At 45.9% G+C, this 19,449-nt stretch carries 17 protein-coding genes and 1 pseudogene; 1 reads left to right on the forward strand and 17 read right to left on the reverse strand.

Annotated elements, in window-relative coordinates:
- Position 1: 1 nt before the first annotated feature.
- The 17 genes and pseudogenes from ACESLK_RS01560 to ACESLK_RS01640 form a co-directional block, all read right to left on the reverse strand.
- Positions 2-964, reverse strand: a complete 963-nt coding sequence (locus tag ACESLK_RS01560; protein WP_372661153.1) for a carbohydrate ABC transporter permease — start codon at positions 962-964, stop codon at positions 2-4.
- Positions 951-3,920 (reverse strand): extracellular solute-binding protein, encoded by a 2,970-nt coding sequence (locus ACESLK_RS01565; RefSeq protein ID WP_372661156.1) that lies wholly within the window; start codon positions 3,918-3,920, stop codon positions 951-953. Before ACESLK_RS01565 ends, ACESLK_RS01560 begins: the two co-directional genes overlap by 14 nt.
- Before the next feature lie 92 nt (positions 3,921-4,012).
- Complete coding sequence (locus tag ACESLK_RS01570; protein ID WP_372661159.1) at positions 4,013-5,410, reverse strand: ABC transporter substrate-binding protein; 1,398 nt, start codon at positions 5,408-5,410, stop codon at positions 4,013-4,015.
- A 603-nt stretch (positions 5,411-6,013) separates the two neighbouring features.
- A complete protein-coding gene (locus ACESLK_RS01575; protein ID WP_372661162.1) occupies positions 6,014-7,501 on the reverse strand; it encodes an alpha-L-arabinofuranosidase C-terminal domain-containing protein in 1,488 nt (495 codons plus the stop codon).
- A 214-nt stretch (positions 7,502-7,715) separates the two neighbouring features.
- Positions 7,716-8,478, reverse strand: a pseudogene (locus ACESLK_RS01580) (sulfite exporter TauE/SafE family protein).
- 112 nt (positions 8,479-8,590) lie between these two features.
- Positions 8,591-9,127: an OsmC family protein gene (locus tag ACESLK_RS01585; protein ID WP_372661165.1), complete on the reverse strand. Its 537-nt coding sequence runs from the start codon at positions 9,125-9,127 to the stop codon at positions 8,591-8,593.
- A 94-nt stretch (positions 9,128-9,221) separates the two neighbouring features.
- Positions 9,222-10,355, reverse strand: coding sequence for an MBL fold metallo-hydrolase (locus tag ACESLK_RS01590; RefSeq protein ID WP_372661168.1), 1,134 nt, complete (start codon positions 10,353-10,355; stop codon positions 9,222-9,224).
- Positions 10,356-10,412: 57 nt separating this feature from the next.
- On the reverse strand, positions 10,413-10,856 hold the full coding sequence (gene cynS / locus ACESLK_RS01595) for a cyanase (protein ID WP_372661171.1): 444 nt from the start codon (positions 10,854-10,856) through the stop codon (positions 10,413-10,415).
- Positions 10,853-11,278 (reverse strand): DUF302 domain-containing protein, encoded by a 426-nt coding sequence (locus ACESLK_RS01600; protein ID WP_372661174.1) that lies wholly within the window; start codon positions 11,276-11,278, stop codon positions 10,853-10,855. Before ACESLK_RS01600 ends, cynS begins: the two co-directional genes overlap by 4 nt.
- Positions 11,279-11,500: 222 nt before the next feature.
- Entirely contained in the window at positions 11,501-11,863 is a 363-nt protein-coding gene (locus tag ACESLK_RS01605) for a cupin domain-containing protein (RefSeq protein ID WP_372661176.1), read from the reverse strand.
- Between the two features lie 41 nt (positions 11,864-11,904).
- Complete coding sequence (locus ACESLK_RS01610; protein ID WP_372661179.1) at positions 11,905-12,690, reverse strand: ABC transporter ATP-binding protein; 786 nt, start codon at positions 12,688-12,690, stop codon at positions 11,905-11,907.
- Positions 12,680-13,531 (reverse strand): nitrate ABC transporter permease, encoded by an 852-nt coding sequence (ntrB, locus tag ACESLK_RS01615; protein ID WP_372661182.1) that lies wholly within the window; start codon positions 13,529-13,531, stop codon positions 12,680-12,682. Before ntrB ends, ACESLK_RS01610 begins: the two co-directional genes overlap by 11 nt.
- A gap of 18 nt (positions 13,532-13,549) precedes the next feature.
- A complete protein-coding gene (locus ACESLK_RS01620) occupies positions 13,550-14,893 on the reverse strand; it encodes an ABC transporter substrate-binding protein (protein ID WP_372661185.1) in 1,344 nt (447 codons plus the stop codon).
- Positions 14,894-14,988: 95 nt separating this feature from the next.
- A complete protein-coding gene (locus tag ACESLK_RS01625; RefSeq protein WP_372661188.1) occupies positions 14,989-16,077 on the reverse strand; it encodes an acyl-CoA dehydrogenase family protein in 1,089 nt (362 codons plus the stop codon).
- Between the two features lie 289 nt (positions 16,078-16,366).
- Positions 16,367-16,942 (reverse strand): CGNR zinc finger domain-containing protein, encoded by a 576-nt coding sequence (locus ACESLK_RS01630; protein WP_372661191.1) that lies wholly within the window; start codon positions 16,940-16,942, stop codon positions 16,367-16,369.
- A gap of 76 nt (positions 16,943-17,018) precedes the next feature.
- On the reverse strand, positions 17,019-17,432 hold the full coding sequence (locus ACESLK_RS01635; protein WP_372661194.1) for an Lrp/AsnC family transcriptional regulator: 414 nt from the start codon (positions 17,430-17,432) through the stop codon (positions 17,019-17,021).
- 261 nt (positions 17,433-17,693) lie between these two features.
- Positions 17,694-18,029, reverse strand: coding sequence for a winged helix-turn-helix transcriptional regulator (locus ACESLK_RS01640; RefSeq protein WP_372661197.1), 336 nt, complete (start codon positions 18,027-18,029; stop codon positions 17,694-17,696).
- A gap of 136 nt (positions 18,030-18,165) precedes the next feature.
- Here ACESLK_RS01640 and ACESLK_RS01645 point away from each other — a divergent pair, with 136 nt between their 5' ends.
- Complete coding sequence (locus ACESLK_RS01645; protein ID WP_372661200.1) at positions 18,166-19,083, forward strand: SDR family oxidoreductase; 918 nt, start codon at positions 18,166-18,168, stop codon at positions 19,081-19,083.
- Positions 19,084-19,449: the final 366 nt, after the last annotated feature.

A 19,449-nucleotide genomic window follows, 5' to 3' on the forward strand; every position in this document is an offset into this window, starting at 1 on the left:
GTTAATCCCTCCCGAGCCATTTGAAAATAAGACGGTTTAATCCGACCATCAAGCAAAACAGTACGACTGCAATCGCTGAAGCATAACCCATCTCGAACCGGATAAACGCGAAATCGAAGAGGTGGGTAAGAATCGTGTGGCCGGCGTACAACGGACTTGGCAAACCGACCAGTTGAACGCTGACATCAAACACCTGCAGCGAAAAGACGACCTGCATGACAGCTCCAAACAACAATTGCGGTTTTACGGAAGGGATCGTAATATAAATGAGCTGCTGCCAGCGGTACTTGACCCCGTCGATCGAACCGGCTTCATAAAGATCTTTGGGGACGTTCTGCAAGCCGGCCAAAAAGGCGAGAAATCCGACCCCCATGCTCATCCAGAGCGATACGATAATGATGACCGGCACGATGGAATTCACATTTTGCAGAAACAGGTACGGTTCGTCCAATATACCCAGCTTCAGCAAATAATGGTTGAACAGTCCTTTACGATCGCCAGCGAACAAATACAACCATACGACCGACATCGCGACCGCACTTGTGATCGAAGGCGTATAGAAGCAAAGCGTATAGAAAAAGCGGTATTTAACCGGAATTTGGCTGATCAGCCATGCTAATAGAAACGCCAGCACATAACCCAGCGGCCCGGTAATAAAGGCCAATTTCAGCGTAATACCGATCGCCTTCAGGAAGATATCGTCGTCGACAAACAACAATTTGTAGTTCGACAGCCCGATATAGCTAGGCTTCTCCAAAATGTTGTAATACGTAAAGCTAAGAGCCACAGAGGTGAGGATCGGAATGATCGTAAAAAACGTAAACAGGATGAGAAACGGGGCAAGGAAGTAGTACGAAACTCTGTTAAGCATTATTTCGCGCCACAGCCTTGCCATTTTTCCCGGCTCCAAGGAAACTGCCGAATACGGCTGCTTCACAGCAGCAACAGAGTTATGGTCGCTCATCTTTCGCCGCCTCCTCATCCAAGCCGAATTCTTCCCGTTTTTTGCGCAGCTCTTTGTCTATTTCTTTAACCCCGTCTTCGATCGCTTCGCGAGGGATTTTACCGTTCAACACGATTTCGTTCCACATATTGGCGATATATCGCGTCGTATAATAACCCCCGAGCACAATTTCGCGCTCTTTAAACCATTCCCACTGCTTCATAATGCCGTCAAGGTCCGATTGATTCCACGGCAACCGTTTAAGCGCGTCAACGTTTGCGGTATTCCAGCGCGCTTCTACGCCTAACAACGCCTCTAGCTCAGAGCCGAATCTTTCCTGGGCGTCCGCACCCGTCCACCATTTAAGAAATTCCCATGACTTCTCTTGCTTCTTCGAGCTCTTAAAAATAATCCCCGTCTGGGCAAGTCCGCCTGTGGAACGGTTGATTTGGCCATCAGGCTGTTTGATACCCGGCATCGGCTGCATCCCCCACCACCCGGTCAATTCCGGAGCGGCCGTAGACAGCAAGATGTAAGTGGAATAATCCGCTACGCCAATTGGCATTTCGCCTGTACGGAACCGATTGTAGAAATCGGCCTGCTTCTGAATTTTGTAGTTCGTAAACAGACCCGTCCACATCTTCATCGCTTCCAGCGCTTGAGGCGAATCGATATCGGAAAGCTTGCCGTTCTCGCGGTAAAATCCCCCGCCGTGCTGGAACAAGAATGGAGCGAATTCGTTGATTGCGGAGTTCGGTGCATTCGGAGCATGCGGATAATAGAAATCCATTCCGTTCTGCTGCAGCAGCGGAATCAAATCCATGACTTCCTGCCACGTCTGCGGAATTTGGTCCTCTGTGATCCCTAGTTCTTCCATAATGTCTTTGCGATAGAAAAGCATATAGAAGTTCTGATTTTCCGGAATCGCGAAGTCGCCGCCGTTATACTTGTACGGAATAAGAGCGCCCGGCCTGAATTGTTTCACAACTTCCTTGTAATCGGGGAAATCATTTAAGTTAACAAGCGCATTACGCACCGCAAAATCAATCGGAACCTCACCTTCCACCCCAAGAGCGACATCGGGAGCAAGACCTGAGGTATTCGCAAGCATAAGCAGTTGCATCTGCTGAGCGGGGATAACGTTCACATTCACTTTGATGCCTGTTTCCGGGGTGAAATCTTCATCAATCATTTGTTTAATGATATCAACCCAGTCTCTTCCCCGGGCAACCCAAACGTCCAGCACCTCTTCACCTTCATACACATTACCTACGCCGCCGTAATCTTTAGTAAAGGAATGCGCTAAATCATAAAGGCTCGTTCCTGCCCTCACATACCAAGACGCCTCGGCAGGCGGCCAAGAATTCTCCGACGACTGGACGAGTATATAATCGAGCACCAGACTTTGTTTAACTAATCCATTGGCCCATGTCCCCAGAGAAGATTGAAGATCTGTGAGCGCCTTCAGCCTTGCCGGAATCGTTGTCGTATCCTGTGCCATACTTAAAATTTCATCGCGAGCTTCATACAGCGTGCTTACTTCGGAGCTTCCTTCAGGCACCCCGAGATCATACAGCTTATGAACTGCGCCATCCAAATCCCGTGCCATAATGTGGAGTCTCGGAACCAGGTTCTCAATGTTTTTCTCCAGCTTCCAATCGGCGTTCGGGTCCGGATTCGTACCGGTAATATGAATGATTTCCCGGCTAAGGAACGAAATCATGCGGGTCGTGTTCACTATGGATTCCAGTATCGGTCCAAGCGAACCGACCTGCACTTCCATTCGCATCGTATGCTTGCCTTTTTCCAAGTAAAATAGGAACGGCTTATCGTCGCCCAACACTTTAACCTGGAAGTTCGGTTTATACGGATACAACACTTCGTTCATTTCCTTAAACGGAATTTTCCCGTCGATCATAACCGTCCGCTGTACAGGAATGCCATTAATAAACCATTGCCCGAAACGCATGCCGATATTGTAAAGACCGCTCTCCGGAACTTCGAAATCCCATTCGGCCCATTGACCGCCGTCTCGCCAGCCGGCTCCGCCAAATATGTTAAGAATAGACGCATTCTTATTGAAAGGCTCGGTTAGAGGCTCGCGGTCTTCAATTCGCTTCAAGGTGGGACTCGAACGGAGAATGGATTTTTCCGCCTGAATCTTGACGACCTGGTTTGCGACCTCTTTATATCCCTTCTCTTTGTACCCTTTGAGAACTTCCTCATAAGACGGCAGTTGAACCGGAGAAAATACGTTTAACTCGCCGATTGCCGCGGGCTCGCGAATCGCATTGATTCGAATAATATGTTTGCCTGCGGTCAGGAAAAACCGGAGCGGCTCCCCTACCTTGCCTTCTGAATCCCTGAAGTCCCTATATTGCCAACCTTTAACTTCTTCCCTCTTCGGATTGAATTCGTTCCCTTGGTTGTCGAACCAAGTTTCCCCAGACTCGCGCCACATCCGTTGGAATTCAATTTTTTTCGCTTGGAAGAATGGATATTCACCGTCAATTTGCACGCTTCTTACAACAGACGACCTTTTGCCTGGCATCGCATAATAGCTCATGCCCAGCTGGTAATAAGCATCCTGAGGCACTTCAATTGCGTATTCTACCCAACTATCCTCATCGATTAAAGCCAGAGCATCGCCTGGTCTATCGCCAATTCCGGATTCAACGCTTGTCCCTTTGCTGCTGATCGCAGAATATTCAGTCGAAGGTATCGAAAGACTGTAGCCCTCGGAATCTTGGGCTCCTTTATCGTTATGGACTTTATAATAGCTGTAGAAAGACATTCCCAGCTTTGTTTGAATGTCATCAGCTGCCAAAATAGATGTTACGTCTATATCCGTATAATTAGGAACACTAGCCATAACTGTATCATCGAAACTTCTGGATTTGTTCCACAAAACAAGCGCTATTGTTAATAAAAGTACAACAATGATGCTAACCATGTACTTTCGAAGCAACCTTACCACGCGGACGCCCCCTCCTATCCTATTACTGCTTTATCGATGTCAATAATTCAGTTCGCCCCCTAAGAAGGGGGCGAACTGAACGACGGGATTACTTATTTACCCATCTCTGCCTTCATTTTATCGATATCAGGCTTCAGCTTGTTCTGGATATTTTCTTGAATTTCCTGCAGGATCGCTTTGGAATCCAGATTTTTCTCGATGCCTTTCTTGACGCCTTCGAGCCAGATCGGCCAAGCTTTGCCGTCAAGCGGATTCAACGTTCTAGGCGGAATGTTAGCTTCAATCTCTGCGTACAGCTTATAATCTTCTTGTCCGCCCAAGTATTCGTTCGTGTGGCTGCTATACGACTCTAAGTTTTGGATATGCTTCCAACCCGGATGGGTCCAAGCTCTGGACCAAACTTCCCAAGCTGCTTCCGATCTCATAGACCATTCCATAAATGCCCATGCTGCTTCTTTGTTTTTGCTCTGCGTAGGCATTACTACAGATGATCCGCCCATACCAAAGGATACGCCGAACGGTAATTTGGTCGCTCTCCATTTGCCTTTAAGTTCCGGGAAAGTCTGCGAAATCGACCATGCACCCCAAGCACCAAGCACCAAACCGGTTATTTCGCCTTTTTTAATCATTGCTTTTCCTTTATCGTCCCATAGTCCGCCTACATAAGAGCCCCACTTGAGTTGTTCGCCGCGTTTGGTGAAGTCAAGCAGCTCGACAAGACGATCGGTGTTGCGCGTCCAGTTCAGCTCAGTGTCGAAAAAGCCGACCTCGTCCCCGCCCCAGTGAACCGGGCCGTCCCCCCACTCCATAAAGTACTTTCCGTCAGCCTTCAGCGTTTGAACAGCCGTGAACACGTTCTCGGGATCTTCAAAATATTCTCCAAGCTCTGTCGGATCGCTCGGCAATCCCAACTGCTCATAAATGTCGGAACGGTAGTACAATACTCCCGGTTGTGTATCCCAAGGCATCCCCAACAGTTTTTTGCCGTCAACGGACATCCAACGGCTCCAGTTGTATTCGGATACGTCGTCTTTAAAGCGTCCTGCTTCGAAAGGCGACTGCAGCAAATCTTCCAAAACGCCGCCGGTTGCGTATCTTGGAAACTGACCTTGTTCTACCACGGCAAGATCTGGAGCGCCTTTGCCGGCTGCCAGTGTCGTTGCCAATTTGTCGTGCACTTCCCAGCCTAGGTCAACCACTTTTACTTTGATGTTCGGGTATTCTTTCATAAAAGCATCAGCAACATCTTTAAATTCTTTTACGAACGTCCACATTGTAACTTCCCCGGAAACATTGCTTGCCGCAAACTCGATTGGCTGGGCTTCTTCAGGTACAGCTGCTGCCGTCGAAGGAGCTGCCTCCGATGATGCCGCTGTCGATGGAGCAGCTGTCGATGAAGCAACGTTGCCTCCGCCACCGCCGCCGCAACCGGAAAGAATCAGAGCAAAAGCCATGATAATCATAATCGTACTGCTAAATGTTTTTTTCATATAAACCCTCCTCGTAATTTTTCCTTATTAAAATCTATTAACATTACACCCCGCCGAGAGATTCATTTCCCACCCCCTTCAACTTTGAGCTATGTAATACGCACTCTGAGATTTATACCCATATACAAGCAGGAGTGGTTTCGGATGTCGGTAAGAACGATATCGACAGGCTCCTCGGCGATGAGTTGAAGCGCTTCCAATCCGTGAGAACAAAAGCCCCGAATCATCCGGATTCGGCGCGTTTTGTGGATACGACGCAAAAACGATTAGGCCTGACCGGCGATACCGTTACGTTATTACCAAAACGTTCACGGAATGGGTCTGAATTTCGACTATAAGATCAGATTGCATATCAACATCGTGTGCGCACACGAAATTAATATAAAAGGAGCCAATATGACAGTCACCATTAAAGCCACTGGTAAGCACTCATATTCGCGGTATAGAATTCGTAGCTCGGATCACTTTGTGCTAAACATTCGAAAACTCTAACGGGCTACCCATGTCCCATAAGTCAATAATATGGGACATGTTTGTATCGCTTTTTCTGGAACTCTGTATAGCGGGCAATACAAGTACGATCGGGCGTGAACGTCGATAACGTTACTTGATGACCAAAACGTTCACGGAATGGGGCTGAAGTTCGACTGTAAGATCAGATTTCATATTCCAATTTAAAGGCTGTTCCACCACACGAACTTGCTCTCTTCCGATATCGTTGTACGCGTCTTTCGAATCGCCGATCACACTATGAAGCACCGCATTCGAATATTGGATTACACTTCCAAGATTCAGGGAAACGGATTCCGCTCGTTCCGGATGGCGATTTACCAAAGCAATTCTCAAATCTGCGCTTCCCGTCCGCTTGGTAGCGATTGCATCTACATACGGGACGCTTGTTGTCTTACCTGCCCTCTCCACATCGAAAGCCGGATTCTCCGACAACCAAGAGTCAACGACGATATCTCCCAGGTGACGAGTATAGAGCTCAAACACAAAGTAACTGGATCTCAAGACGATCCCGTCTTGATGCGTAAAGACGGCTCCTCTTGTATTGACTGTTGGGGCGAAATTCGCCATTCCGACGACATCGCAATGCTTGTGACACTGATTTAAGAAACAGGCTGTAAACACGGCATCCGCCATGGTGTAGCTGGAATTGATGTCGTTCTTATCCCTCGGGGTTATATAGTCCTTGGTTCCGGAGTTAATATCCGGATGATGCCAGCCGCGAAGATTCCACTCGTCATAAGCGATGCGAATTCTGCCTAAATAGCCAAGCGAGCCGAGAATATTTTTCGTCTTGAGAATTGGCTTCTCAATCTCCATAGAATACGCCATACAAGCTTCGTAATCCGATATATCGTTGTCCTGACCTAGATGATCCCAATAGTCGTGAATCGAAATCCAATCCAGATTATTCCCTGCTTCCCGAAGCAAATTCAGATTCCAATCCAAATCCGAAATGCTCGCTGCCAGTAGCTCGATGTTCGGGTCAACCCGCTTCATCATTTTGGCCGATTCCTTTACGAAACGACCCCATTCCCTAAGATTCTTGGCCCCCATTTCCCAATCGCCGTAGTTTTCATTGCCGATGCTCCAATATTTCACTTTGTAGGGCTCGGGATGGCCGTTTTCAATACGGAGCTTCGCCCATTTCCCTTCGGAAGGGAGGTTGCAGTATTCCACCCAATCGCTCATTTCTTCCGGGGACCCCGTTCCGGCATTCGTGCAAATATAAGGCTCTGCGCCAATCAAACGGCAATATTCAATAAATTCGTCCGTGCCGAATATATTCGATTCCTCTACCCGCCATGCCTTATCAAAGTAAGGAGTGCGCTGCTTTCCTATTGCATCTTTCCAGTGGTAGGCAGAAACAAAGCAGCCACCTGGCCAGCGTACAATCGGAACCTCAATTCGTTGAAGTGCTTCCATAACGTCTTGACGATATCCTCTGCTGTCGGAAAGAGCAGACTCTGGATCAAAAACTCCGCCATAGATTTGACGATGAAAATGCTCCAGAAAGTGACCGAAAATTTTCTTATCTCTTTTGCCTAGTTCTCTTCTTGGGTTAATCTCTAATTTAGACATCGATGTACACTCCTATTACCTATTATTTTCGTGCGCGCACACGATAATTGATATAGGTGAAATATAACTCGAATATCTTGTTTTGTCAATTAAGAATAATGAAATACTGTTAGATCCTTGCTATACCTAAGGTTATATAATAAAAAAATTTGTAATTTTTCGTGTGCGAACACGATAAAGTTGAAAAATAGTAGCCGAATATAACAGCTCGATTCTATGTGTCCAATCCATTAACAGTGGTCCAACCTGAATAGTTACCCCAAAAAATTGTCAGCCAGATCTTAATAACTGCCACTGTAATCAAAGAAGCCATGATCAATTGCAGCAATTTAATATTTATACTCTTACTGATTTTAGCACCTAGTGGGGAGGCGAGCGTACTAGCAAAAACCAGTACAACAGAAGGAACTAACAGCATATGTCCACCATTAAGCTTTCCTATTGTCGTACCGATCGAAGAGATAAAAGTAATCGCCAAGGACGATGCAATGGCCACCCTCGTAGGAATCTTCAGAACCGTTATCATGACAGGAACTGTTATAAAGGCACCCGCAGCTCCTACGATTCCGGACACTATGCCGATAACCAATGCAAAGAGCGTGGCCAATGGTTTATTAAGCGTTAACCGGTTTAAATCTTGGACATCATCTCCTCTTTTCGGAAGAAACATCATCAAAGCTGCAATCAACGCCAAGACGGCCGATGATAATGGAGCTCCCCATGTAAAGGACTATAGACTTATTAAGAAATCCACTTTTACGGAACACTAGCATCCCCGTCAAACTGGCAAAAAACACTTGTACAGCATTGATTGCCGAAACCTCCTGCGCTGTAAAGGCAGTAAACCCCAACGCTGCCGGAATAAACAGCAACATCGGATAGTTTATGATGGAACCACCGATTCCAATAACTCCGGAAATGAACGAGCCCAGAAAACCGATGACGAAGATGATGAGAATCCATGCCGCTAATTCCATAAGGCACCTACCTCTCATTAGTTAAAACTCTTACTCTCAGAATTTGTTTATAACAATAAGAAGTCCGCCGTGGCGGACTTCTTATTGTTATAAACCGAGAACTTCATTTCAATTACTTTTCTGAGTTCAATGTTGCAATTAGATTTACATTGTTGCGGATCGTATTAGCCACCGGCGACCATTTAATAACATTTTCCTGCATTACCTTTTTCTGTTCGTGAGTGAAGTTCCCTTCAACAAATGCTTTTACACGAATCTCTGTAAAACCTGCCACTCGATCGTCAGGTGTTTCCGCTACACCCCATACCGGTGAAATATCGATATCACCTTCTAGTTCCAAACGAAGTTCTTCCAAAGGAATGCCCATCGATGTTGCATTAGCCATATAACCAACCGCTAGGCAGGCACCGAGAGAAGCCAATACGTGCTCGGACGGGTTCGGCGTTGAATTTGATCCGAACAGGTGACAAGGCTCGTCAATGACGACGGGATTCAGATCGCGGACGTACGTGTAATTTAAAAACCCGCCTTTGCAAACCGTGGTTGCTTTGGACACCAATTTATAGTTCTCCGGCTGCTTTTCGGCCTTTTGCGCAAGTTCCTTCAATCCCACCGCATCGATTTGCTCTATTACTTTTACTTGTGCCATTTTTGTTTCCTCCTAATAAGTTGTTTTTTATTCCCAATTAAATTATAACCATCATAATTGATTTAGACAATGATTTTTCTTTTTATTACCTTTTTTATTGTTGCACGGATGTGACAGCACAGTGGTTGGGCCCTAATTCCAACTCGGTTTGCTCGTTAAATGACACTTCGTATTTACCTTGGTTAATCTTTGTAATTACCTCGTAATTTGGCGGCGGATCTCCGAGCAGGTTTAGTAGAATCGCGATAAACTCCTCTTTATCACAGAGATTTAACAAAGCACTTCGCTGTTTGATATGAAACAACATTTCACCGATAAAGCCGTGTTCATTGAACTCAGAAAAATGGGAATAGTGACCCGGTAGAATCATCATTCCATCTCCCAAACGGCTTATTATCTCAGTCATTGTTTCAAATAGCAGTGAGCCCATTTCGAGAGCGGCTCCCTTTAAATCCGGACGTCCGATTCCATTAACAAACAGAGTATCGCCGCTTAATAAGTATTTGCCTTCTACGAGAATACACATGCCGGAGATCGTATGACCGGGCGTCTTTAGACATATAATCTTAAGATTTTCATTACCTAAACGTAATTTTTGTTGATCAAACAGCGGTTCATACTTTCTGGTTGCATCTTTCATTTCTTCTTCAGGAACCCAAAATTTGGCGACTGAGACATCAGCTAACGCATGCCCCCCGGAAATATGATCCGCATGGAGATGAGTATCTACTACATGACGAATCGTGACTCCTAATTTCCGGGCTAATTCTTCATAAATGGCAATGTGTCGTCCGGGATCGACTACCAATGCTTCATTGCCGGATGCGATCAAATAGGAGATACAGCCTTTAGCCGGTCGAATGATTTGATAAAGCTGTAAAGAATCCTTCAGATAAACGGGTACTGTTTCATAAAATTCGGACCAAGCAAGCATACCGCCTGACAAATAGCCGACATCATACCCGAGACCTTCCAAGATAGATGCCGTTTGTTTCGCGACGACTCCTTTCTCGCAAACCGCGACGACAGGTTTGTCATACGGAATCACTTGGGTTACTTCTTTCCCGAGTTCTTTCATTTTGAAAAGCTGTAAATTGATTGCACTGACATGCTTTCCTTCTACACGCCATTTCTCGAATGCTAATGAGGATCTTACATCCAGGATCAGAATTCCTTGTTCGTCATTCATCCGCTTGTACAACTGTTCAGCGGATATCTTTTTGATCATATTCCATTCTCACTCCTCTTACCCCGCACATCATGATACTGATCCTTCTTTTGCCTTTTAGAATTTTTTGTAAGATAGAAACTTACCTTCGAGCGTTATCACTACCCGATCTCCTAACGGATCGGCTTTTCTTGAAATATCCATATTGAAGTCAATGGCACTCATAATTCCGTCGCCAAATTTTTCGTGAATTAAGGCTTTCATCGTTTCACCATAATTGAGGATCAGTTCATAAAAACGGTAAATTGTTGCATCTGTTGGCGGCATAGAAAATGCTGTCCCCCGATAAGGAATCTTTTGCAACTCCTTACCGATTTCTTCTGGTAGACCGAGAAGTTGAATCACATTTTCCGCCTCTTCGGCATTCATGGTTTGTTCCCGGAACAAGGCTGCGGTTGTCCATACCTCTGACCGCCCAATAGCTTCAGCAATTTCTGCAAAAGCTAAATCTTTTTCTTCCTTGGCTTTCAAGATAGCTTCCTTTGTAAGAATCTTGTTCATTGGGGAATCTCCTCTCTTCTTTTCGAAACGGATTGTTCTATAAGATCATGGAGGAAGCGATTAAGATCCCGACCGCTATCCCGCAGCTCCGGAACTTTATCACAGTAATCTTCAAAAAGCTTCTCCATATCGCGATAAATAATTCGGCTTCCTTGGCCGGTTTCGGATTGGATAACGGCTATTCTCAACGGGATATCAATGGCAATGCAAGGCTGCCGTTTAAGCAGAGTCGAGCCTACGGCAGGGTTGCCGAAAACTATAGTAAAGGCGGGATAAGAATAGATTTGAAGTGCATCCATATCGGCTTGGTGGTCAACTACGGCATATACTTTGATGCAGCGAGCTTTAAGCTCATCAAGAATACGTTGGACAATTTGTCTTATCTCAAACCCGCTTTCTTTGACAATCAACGATTTAAACATGGCTGACTTGTTCACCTTCCGAACAGCAATTGAATTTTCCTCATTATCAGCTCTTTTTTCTTTTCCTTGATTCGGTAACTTTCACTCTTAATATTGATCGTGGTGGTCTGGTAGCCTCTTTTCGGTGATCCCCACACCGCCGGGGAAGCCGTCGTAGATAAAGACATCGGCTTCTCCGTGTCGAAGTAGAGGTAGAGTATTCTGTGTGTCGAGTCATGGTGGTTATTGTGTGTAGTAGTTCGTGCCAGCTGAGAACTCGATGAAGACGCAAGCCTCGTCGCCGACCGTCCAGGCATCGTGACCAGGCGGTAACATCATGATGTCGCCTCGGCCGAACTCCTCCTCAGAGCCGTCGTCCATGACGACCTTTAGACGACCCGACTGCACGTAGGCAACGTGAGGGAGAATGCAACTTTCCGTCCCGGCATACGGCTTCAGATCGTTGGACCATTTCGCACCCTTCTCGAAGGTGACACGGTGAATCTCGACACCCTCAAGAAACACATTTTCCTTCTTGATCAAACCATAGACATCCACCCTATCGGGTGTGTTTAGATTCTTCTTCTGCATGGTTGCCTTTGCCATAGGTTTATATCACCTCCTTCCGTATTGAACCATCGTACCGATTATGCTGTATGTTCGGCCGACAGCATGTTGACCAACTTCTTGCGCAAGACAGCGAATTTCGGATCGTCCAGAAGTTCCGCCTTCTGCCTCGGCCTAGGTATATCGACCTCGATGCAGTCCAGCACCTTCGCTTTAGGGCCGTGACTCATGACCACAATCCGGTCCGAAAGCAGGATAGCCTCCTCCACGTCATGTGTGACCATGATGACAGTCCGCCTGTCTTTCTCCCAGATTCGTTCGAGCTCATCCTGCAGCTCCCCGCGCGTCAAAGCATCGAGAGCGCCGAACGGCTCGTCGAGCAGCAGCACCTTCGGATTGATGGCGAATGCCCGGGCAATTCCGACCCGTTGCTTCATGCCGCCCGATATTTCTCCCGGCTTCTTGTCCTTGGCAGCCGTCAGCTTAACGACCTCCAAATATTTGTTGGCGATCGTCGTCTTCTCCTCCTTGGATGCGTCCTTCATCACGCAATCCAAGGCGAACATGATGTTTTCGAACACGGAGAGCCACGGATACAGCGCATGGCTCTGGAAAACCATCCCCCTGTCAATACCCGGACCGTCGATCCTGCGGCCCTCCAGACGGATATGACCAGTGTTGCAGCTCTCGAGACCGGCGATTATGTTGAGAAGCGTGCTTTTGCCGCAGCCGCTCGGGCCAATCAAGGAGATGAACTCGCCTTCCCGGATATCCAGCGATATTTCGTCAAGTGCTTCGAATATTACGCCTCGTGTATTGTACGATTTCATGACACGATGAATCCCCAGAAATGGATCAGCTCTCATATTTAACCCTCTTCTCCACTAGTGATAACAGACGATCAAGCACGATGCCGACAAGACCGATGAGTACGATACAAACGATAATGTTGGCTATATTTAGATTGTTCCATTCGTTCCAGACGAAATAGCCGATTCCCCGTCCCCCGACCAGCATTTCGGCAGCGATGATAACGACCCAGGCAACCCCTAGGCTGATTCGCAACCCAGTGACGATCTGCGGAAACGTAGCGGGCAAATACACCTTGCTCACGATCATCCACCGGCTTGCTTCCAGCGTACGTGCCACGTTCAGATACGTCATGGGGATATTCCTCACTCCGAATATCGCATTAAGCAGAATCGGCCATACACTAGAGATGAAGATGACGAATACGGCTGTATTTTCCGCGTCTTGGAAGAGCGCAAGGCCGATAGGCAGCCAAGCAAGTGGCGAGACGGGGCGCAGCACCTGGATGAAAGGATCGATCGCCTTCGACAGCACCTCGGACATCCCGATGAGAAAGCCCAGAGGAACCGCAACCACCGCCGCCATAAGGAAACCGATCATCACTCGGCCTATGCTAGACAGCAAATGCATGCCGATACCGACGTCATTCATACCTTTAATATAGAAAGGATTCCGGATCAGTTCGAAGCCGTTGGCTAGTATGAGGCTTGGAGCCGGGATGAGAGGAGACATCATCTTCACCTTCACAGCCAGCTCCCAGGCCAACCCTACCCCGAGTAAAATGCCAAGAAAGATGAGGAACGCCTTCATGTTGGCCGTCATGACTCGGGACGTCCGGTTCACCTCTTGCTCGGCGGGCGCACTGACCGAACCGATGATCGTTTTTGAAGTACTCATTTAGCCATCACCTTCTTTTTAATTTACTAACAGCTTGGTAACTTTCGTCGCGTCGAAATCCTTGCCAAGAATCTTCTCGATCTTGTAATCGTCAGCCGGTGCGCCAAAGCCAAGTTCCTGCTGGGCCTTGCGGACGTCCTGCGTGCGAAACACCTCGTCGGCGATCTTCGGGAAGTCGAGATCGGTCCGGTTCTTCAGATAACCCCATCGCTGCATCTCGATCAACATCCATACTGCGAAGCTCTTCCACGGGAACGGGTCGAAATTAATGCGGTCTGGGATGTTTAGGGTCTCCCCCAGGCCGTTGTCGAACTTGCCCGTCAGCACGCTCTTAACCACTTCCTCAGGTTGGTTCAAATATTCCTTCGCCGAGATCGCCTTGGCGATTTCTTCACGATTTTTGACGTCGCTACTGTAGTTAGTGGCATCTATTATCGATTTCAACAGCACCTCATAAGTCTGCGGGTACTTATCGATAAACTCCTGCTTGACACCGAATGCGCAGCAGGGATGGTTCGGCCACATATCCTTGGTCAGCTTAAAGATAAAACCGGACTTCTCGTGAACGGCGCGCTGGTTGAACGGTTCGGCCGTCAGGTAACCGTCGATATTCCCGGTAATGAGCTGGGCAACCATATCCGGCGGGCGAACGACCCGGAGCTGCACATCCATATCGGGATCCAGTCCGGCATCGGCTATATAATAGCGAAGCAGAAGGTTGTGCATCGAGAAGTCGAACGGTACGCCGAGCACCATCCCTTTCAAATCAGCCGCAGTTTTCACTTTGCCCTTATGCTTATTTGCCAATGTGATGGCCTGACCGTTAATGTTTTCGATCGCCGCCAGCCGGGTTGGAACCTCAGCAGAGCCTACTCCGAGGCTGAGCGCAAGCGTCATAGGCGCCAGCAGATGTGCGGCATCGATCTCGCCCGCAATGAAGGCGTCGCGAATATCGGCCCATCCACCGTATTTCTTCACCGTCACATTAAGACCGTGTTTTTTGTAAAAGCCTATCGGTTCCGCCATAATGATCGGAGTAGCACAGGTGATCGGGAGAAACCCGATCGTAAGGTCCGCCTTCTCCATAGTGGCCTTCACCAGCGGCTTGCTGCCCGCACCCGATTGCGGCGCTGGACGAGAGCAGCCGGCCAAGAAGGACAGCAGGCCGCCGCTGGCCAATACCGTCGCACCAAGTGCAGCCGAATACTTCACAAAATCTCTTCTCGTCATGGAAAGTCCTAGCTCTTTCATCTGTTTCTCGTACTTCGCCACATCACTCGCACCACCCATCGGAGTATCCAAGTAACGATGACTGTCATGCGTGCAATCCGGACCGCAAATGTGATTGTTCTCTTTGCTCATACCCTTCCCTCCGAATCTATCCATTTTATTTCAGAAACTTGCCTATCATGGTAACGACATGCATCGCAGGATTAAAAAAACGAGGCTGTTTCCTTTCAAGCCCGAGGAGTGCTTTCTCGCAAGATCCTTTTCAAGTGTTTTACCGCCGGCGTTACTACCGCAACAAACAGCGCTTCTCTCAACCTCCTCATACAGTCTGATTTACGGTAATAACCCGCAGCACCATGATATAAAAATGCTGTTTGCGTGGCTCGCAACGCAAGCTCTGCTGACCGTAAACGCAATTGTACCGCAGGAATAAAAGCTTCTTCTCCCGATGCCCCCTTCTCGCATAACAAGACGGCTTGCTGCCGAAGTTCGTTTAGTTCCTTCGCTAATTCATCAGGGGAAATGCCAATATATTTATTGGTTTCATTTTGCTTATTCATCGCCTTAGACATGCTGTCCACCGAGGTTTGCACCAAACCTAACCCCATGCCGGACTGTGATAAAACAAATTCTGATCGAATCATCGGAATAAACTCATCAGCTCTTACGGATATGACCAGCTCATTTGGAATGAATACCTCATCAAAGCGACAGGTATACGACCTGGTTCCATTTAATCCGGAAAAGTCCTTATGATCAGTCATTCTTAGACCCTTTATATTGCAATCAACCATTGCCATAATTCTCTGGTCTTCGTTTATTTGAGCTATAATTCCAAACCAGTGTCCTGGACCTACATTGGAAACAAATGGCGTTATTCCATTGATGATAAAACCATCAGAATTCATTGTTGCTTTCATACGCAGCGGCTCCATTCCTGCGTAATATTTCATAGGATTAGATAGTCCGGTTCCAGCTAGAACTTGACCGGTTTCCAATAAAGGAAGCAGGGACGTCTTTAAATATTCCGCATTTGAATTATGTATAAAAGAGATAGCCGTGGTATGGCACCAAATCAGAAATGAAGTGGAGACACAATATCTTGACGATAACTCAATCAATTTCATTCTTTTTGATAAAGCCACGTGAGGACTCAATCCCGAGACTCGGAAGGCTCCCATTTCACCCAATGATCTTAAGACCGTTTCAGGATAATAACCCTCCTCATCTACCTTGCAAGCTACAGGAATCAACTCCTTTTCCAACAACTTCTCAAATAAAGTCATTTCCTCGGATTCTACTGAAAAAGTGCTCATAGAACTCTTCCCCCTTCAATACCGAACATATAATGTTAATTTATATCACACATCTTGATTCATTTATGTGTTATTTATATCACAAAACCACCATTGTGTAAATAGATGGTTATATTTATAATTTTTAATGTTACTTTATCTTTCATTATCAAGACAGTTTGTGTAAAGGTGGAGAAAAAAAACAAGCAAAGAAGTCCAAGGGCTTCTTTGCTTGTTTTTTTGTGAATGAGTAAAGGACTGACTCAAACTACTCATTGGTATTTTAAGGTGTGATGTCGTCGAAATGATATCAGCTTTTTTCCAATTTACGATAATAAAACCGGGATGCTTTGATTTTGTTGCCACACGTTGCCATATTGCACCATCTGCGGGTTTTGTTTTTGGATTGATCAACAAAGAGCAATACACATTCATCATTCTCGCAAGGTTTCAATCGATCCAGAGTTGATTCATCTGTAACAATATTCAAAAATGACTGAATGATATGATGAAGTAATGGTGAAGATATTTGTTCCGATTCAAACGCTAATCCAGGGAAGGTTGGTTTTCCTTGTTTAACTTGCGGGTGAATTTTGAATGCTTCAATAAATTCATTAAATTTCTGGAGGTTTTCCAAATGAATGATTCTTTTGTAAGCGAAATCCTGAAAACAATTGTGAATCAGATTCCGCAAAGTTCTGAACTCTTCAAAAGATTTTTCTAATTGTTCAGAAGGAATAGCCATATTAGTTTGTTGTGTCCACCGATACAAGGAACTTGGAGAAATAAGCAGATCCGTTTTCGATCCTTCGATGATTTTTATGGTATTTGAGAAATCTACCGACAATGCTCCGCCAATAAAAACAAAGTTCATATGGTTGCTCATTAAGATGCCCCCCTTCTAACCTTCAAAATGCCTTTTAACATTATAGATCATGACTGAAGAAAATCCAATAGCTTGACTATTTGTTAATAACAATCGATAGTTTATAGTTTGCATGCTCGTTTAGATTCACCAAGAATTGATCCAATAATTCATTCGATGGAAATTTACACTCAAGAATATAACAGCCATCCCCGCTTATTTTATAGTTATTGATTACATATTTCTCTTGTGTCTTTATAAATGAGAGATAATGTTGATGACGCGTACTATTTACGATAAAGATATTAATAAAAGCATGTATGTAGTAGCCTAATTTAACTTGACTGATTTTAATCGTATAACCCTCGATCATTCCGTTCTCTTCCAATTTAGCGACTCTTGATGCTGCTGCTTGTCCTGTCAAGTGGACTTTCTCTCCTAATTCTTTCATCGTAATGCGACTATTTTTAGTTAACTCCTCTAATATTCGCATGTCTGTATCATCCAACATTAAAACACATCCTTCTATGTCTAATTGGGAGATGGTTTGAACCCGATTAATCATCAGTTACCTATTTTAAATAAGACTTCTTTCATAATTCAAGTCAAACGATAAAAAAGACTTGATCGCACGAGTTATTTTGAGTGAACACCGTATCGCGCCTGTACTCCACCACCCCAATAAAAGGAAAAAAAGCCGCAACCGCGCAGCTTCTAATCCATATATGTTCTTGTCCTCCACGAATTGGCACGTATTTGTTACTCACTATCCTTATTTAGGGTTGTTTGCGATATAGTTCAAGCCCCAATTTTCTATTTGGAGAAGTATAGGATAGAGACTCTCCCCAGTCTCTGACAGCGAATACTCTACCTTGGGCGGGATCTCAGAATACACTTGCCTGTTAATCAGCCCATCGCTTTCGAGCTCACGTAGCTGGCGAGTGAGTGTTCGCTGCGTAATATCGGGAAATTGTCTTCTTAATTCATTGAACCGCATAACCTTATGAATCGAAAGCTGGTGCAAAATGAGCAGCTTATACTTGCCTCCAACCATATTGACCGTAAATTCAACCGGACATTGCGAGCATTGCGAGTGTTGTTTATCCACTTTGTTTCCCTCCTTTTTAGGTATCCTAAAGGATACTATATATCCTGAATGTGCGTACTTATATATTTGAATGTAAATTTATATTATTTAACTATAAACACTAATTTACTTTTAGTAAACGAAAGGAAGATGAACAATGGAAACGAAGGAAAAAATATTGGTATATGGAGCTGGCGGTGTGCAAGGAGGTGCAGTCGCCCGCAAGCTTCTGGAAGAAGGATACACCGTTCATACGGTCGTAAGAAGTTCGGATAAGGCCGCCCAGCTTCAAGAGCAAGGCATTACAGCCTTTGTCGGCGATCTGTCAGATGCGGACAGTCTCACTTCAGCTCATGGCGGAGTCAGCAAAGTGTTCCTGCTGTTGCCGGTGGACTATGACCTGGAGCGTAATCGCCAATTCATCCGCAATACCGTCGATGCCGCCAAACATGCAAATGTTAAGCTTCTCGTTTTTAATACCAGCGGTTCTGTTCTGGATGATGATACAGGTGTCACTGCCTTTGATATTAAGAGAGAATTGGTTGCTTATGTGAAGCAAAGCGGAATTCCGTCGATCATCCTTCAACCTATATTTTATATGGAAAACTTCCTTATCCCCGGCGTTGTTGACAACCAAACCCTGGCTTATCCTGTACCAGCCGATCGGGCAATCGCCTGGATCAGCATGGAAGATGCGGCTGCTTACGGCGTATATGCGCTTAACCATCCAGAGCTGGCAGGGCAGACATTGCCTATCGTAGGACCTGAGGCGCTGACCGGAAATCAACTGGCTGAGCAATTCAGTGCTGTATTGGATCAAGAGATACAGTTTTACTCTCTCCCAGTGGAAGCGTTCGAAGGAGCGTTAGCTCCATTATTGGGCAAGGATACAGCAGCAGGTCTGGCCGACTCGTATAGATGGGTTGGATTAAATACTAAATTACTGCCCCAGCCAGAACAAGTCATTGATAAAATGCGTACTTCCGTTCCCGGCACTCCTCTCATAGAGTGGGTGAAAAAAGCTATGCAGGATGGATTTTTCGCACCCGGCTCTGAATTAAACAGAAATAGCTAATCTAGGAAATAACTGAACCTTCACCCGCCATGATCGCGGAGAAGGTTTTTGTTTTAAAGGCACTTGGGAATAAAGGATGCATGAGCATCCCGGTCTCCTCCGTTTCAAGTTGTTCACCATCGATTTATACTGTTCTTCGGTGTAGTTTTGTTTCTAAAATGAGGGCCAGGTATAGGATGGTTGCATACGATGCTCATGCAAAAGATCGAACCCAGCTAACCTTGGCAGGGTTCGATCTTTTTCTCTCCGCCACGCGGAAGCCTCGCAAGGAGCCTGTCTGCAAATTAATTTACATGTCTGTTTTGTTTAGCGCCCCATTCCCTAACATCCTCGGCCCCCATTTTCCAATTACCATATAAATATGCG

This window comes from Cohnella sp. (assembly GCF_041640265.1).
Lineage (GTDB): Bacteria > Bacillota > Bacilli > Paenibacillales > Paenibacillaceae > Cohnella.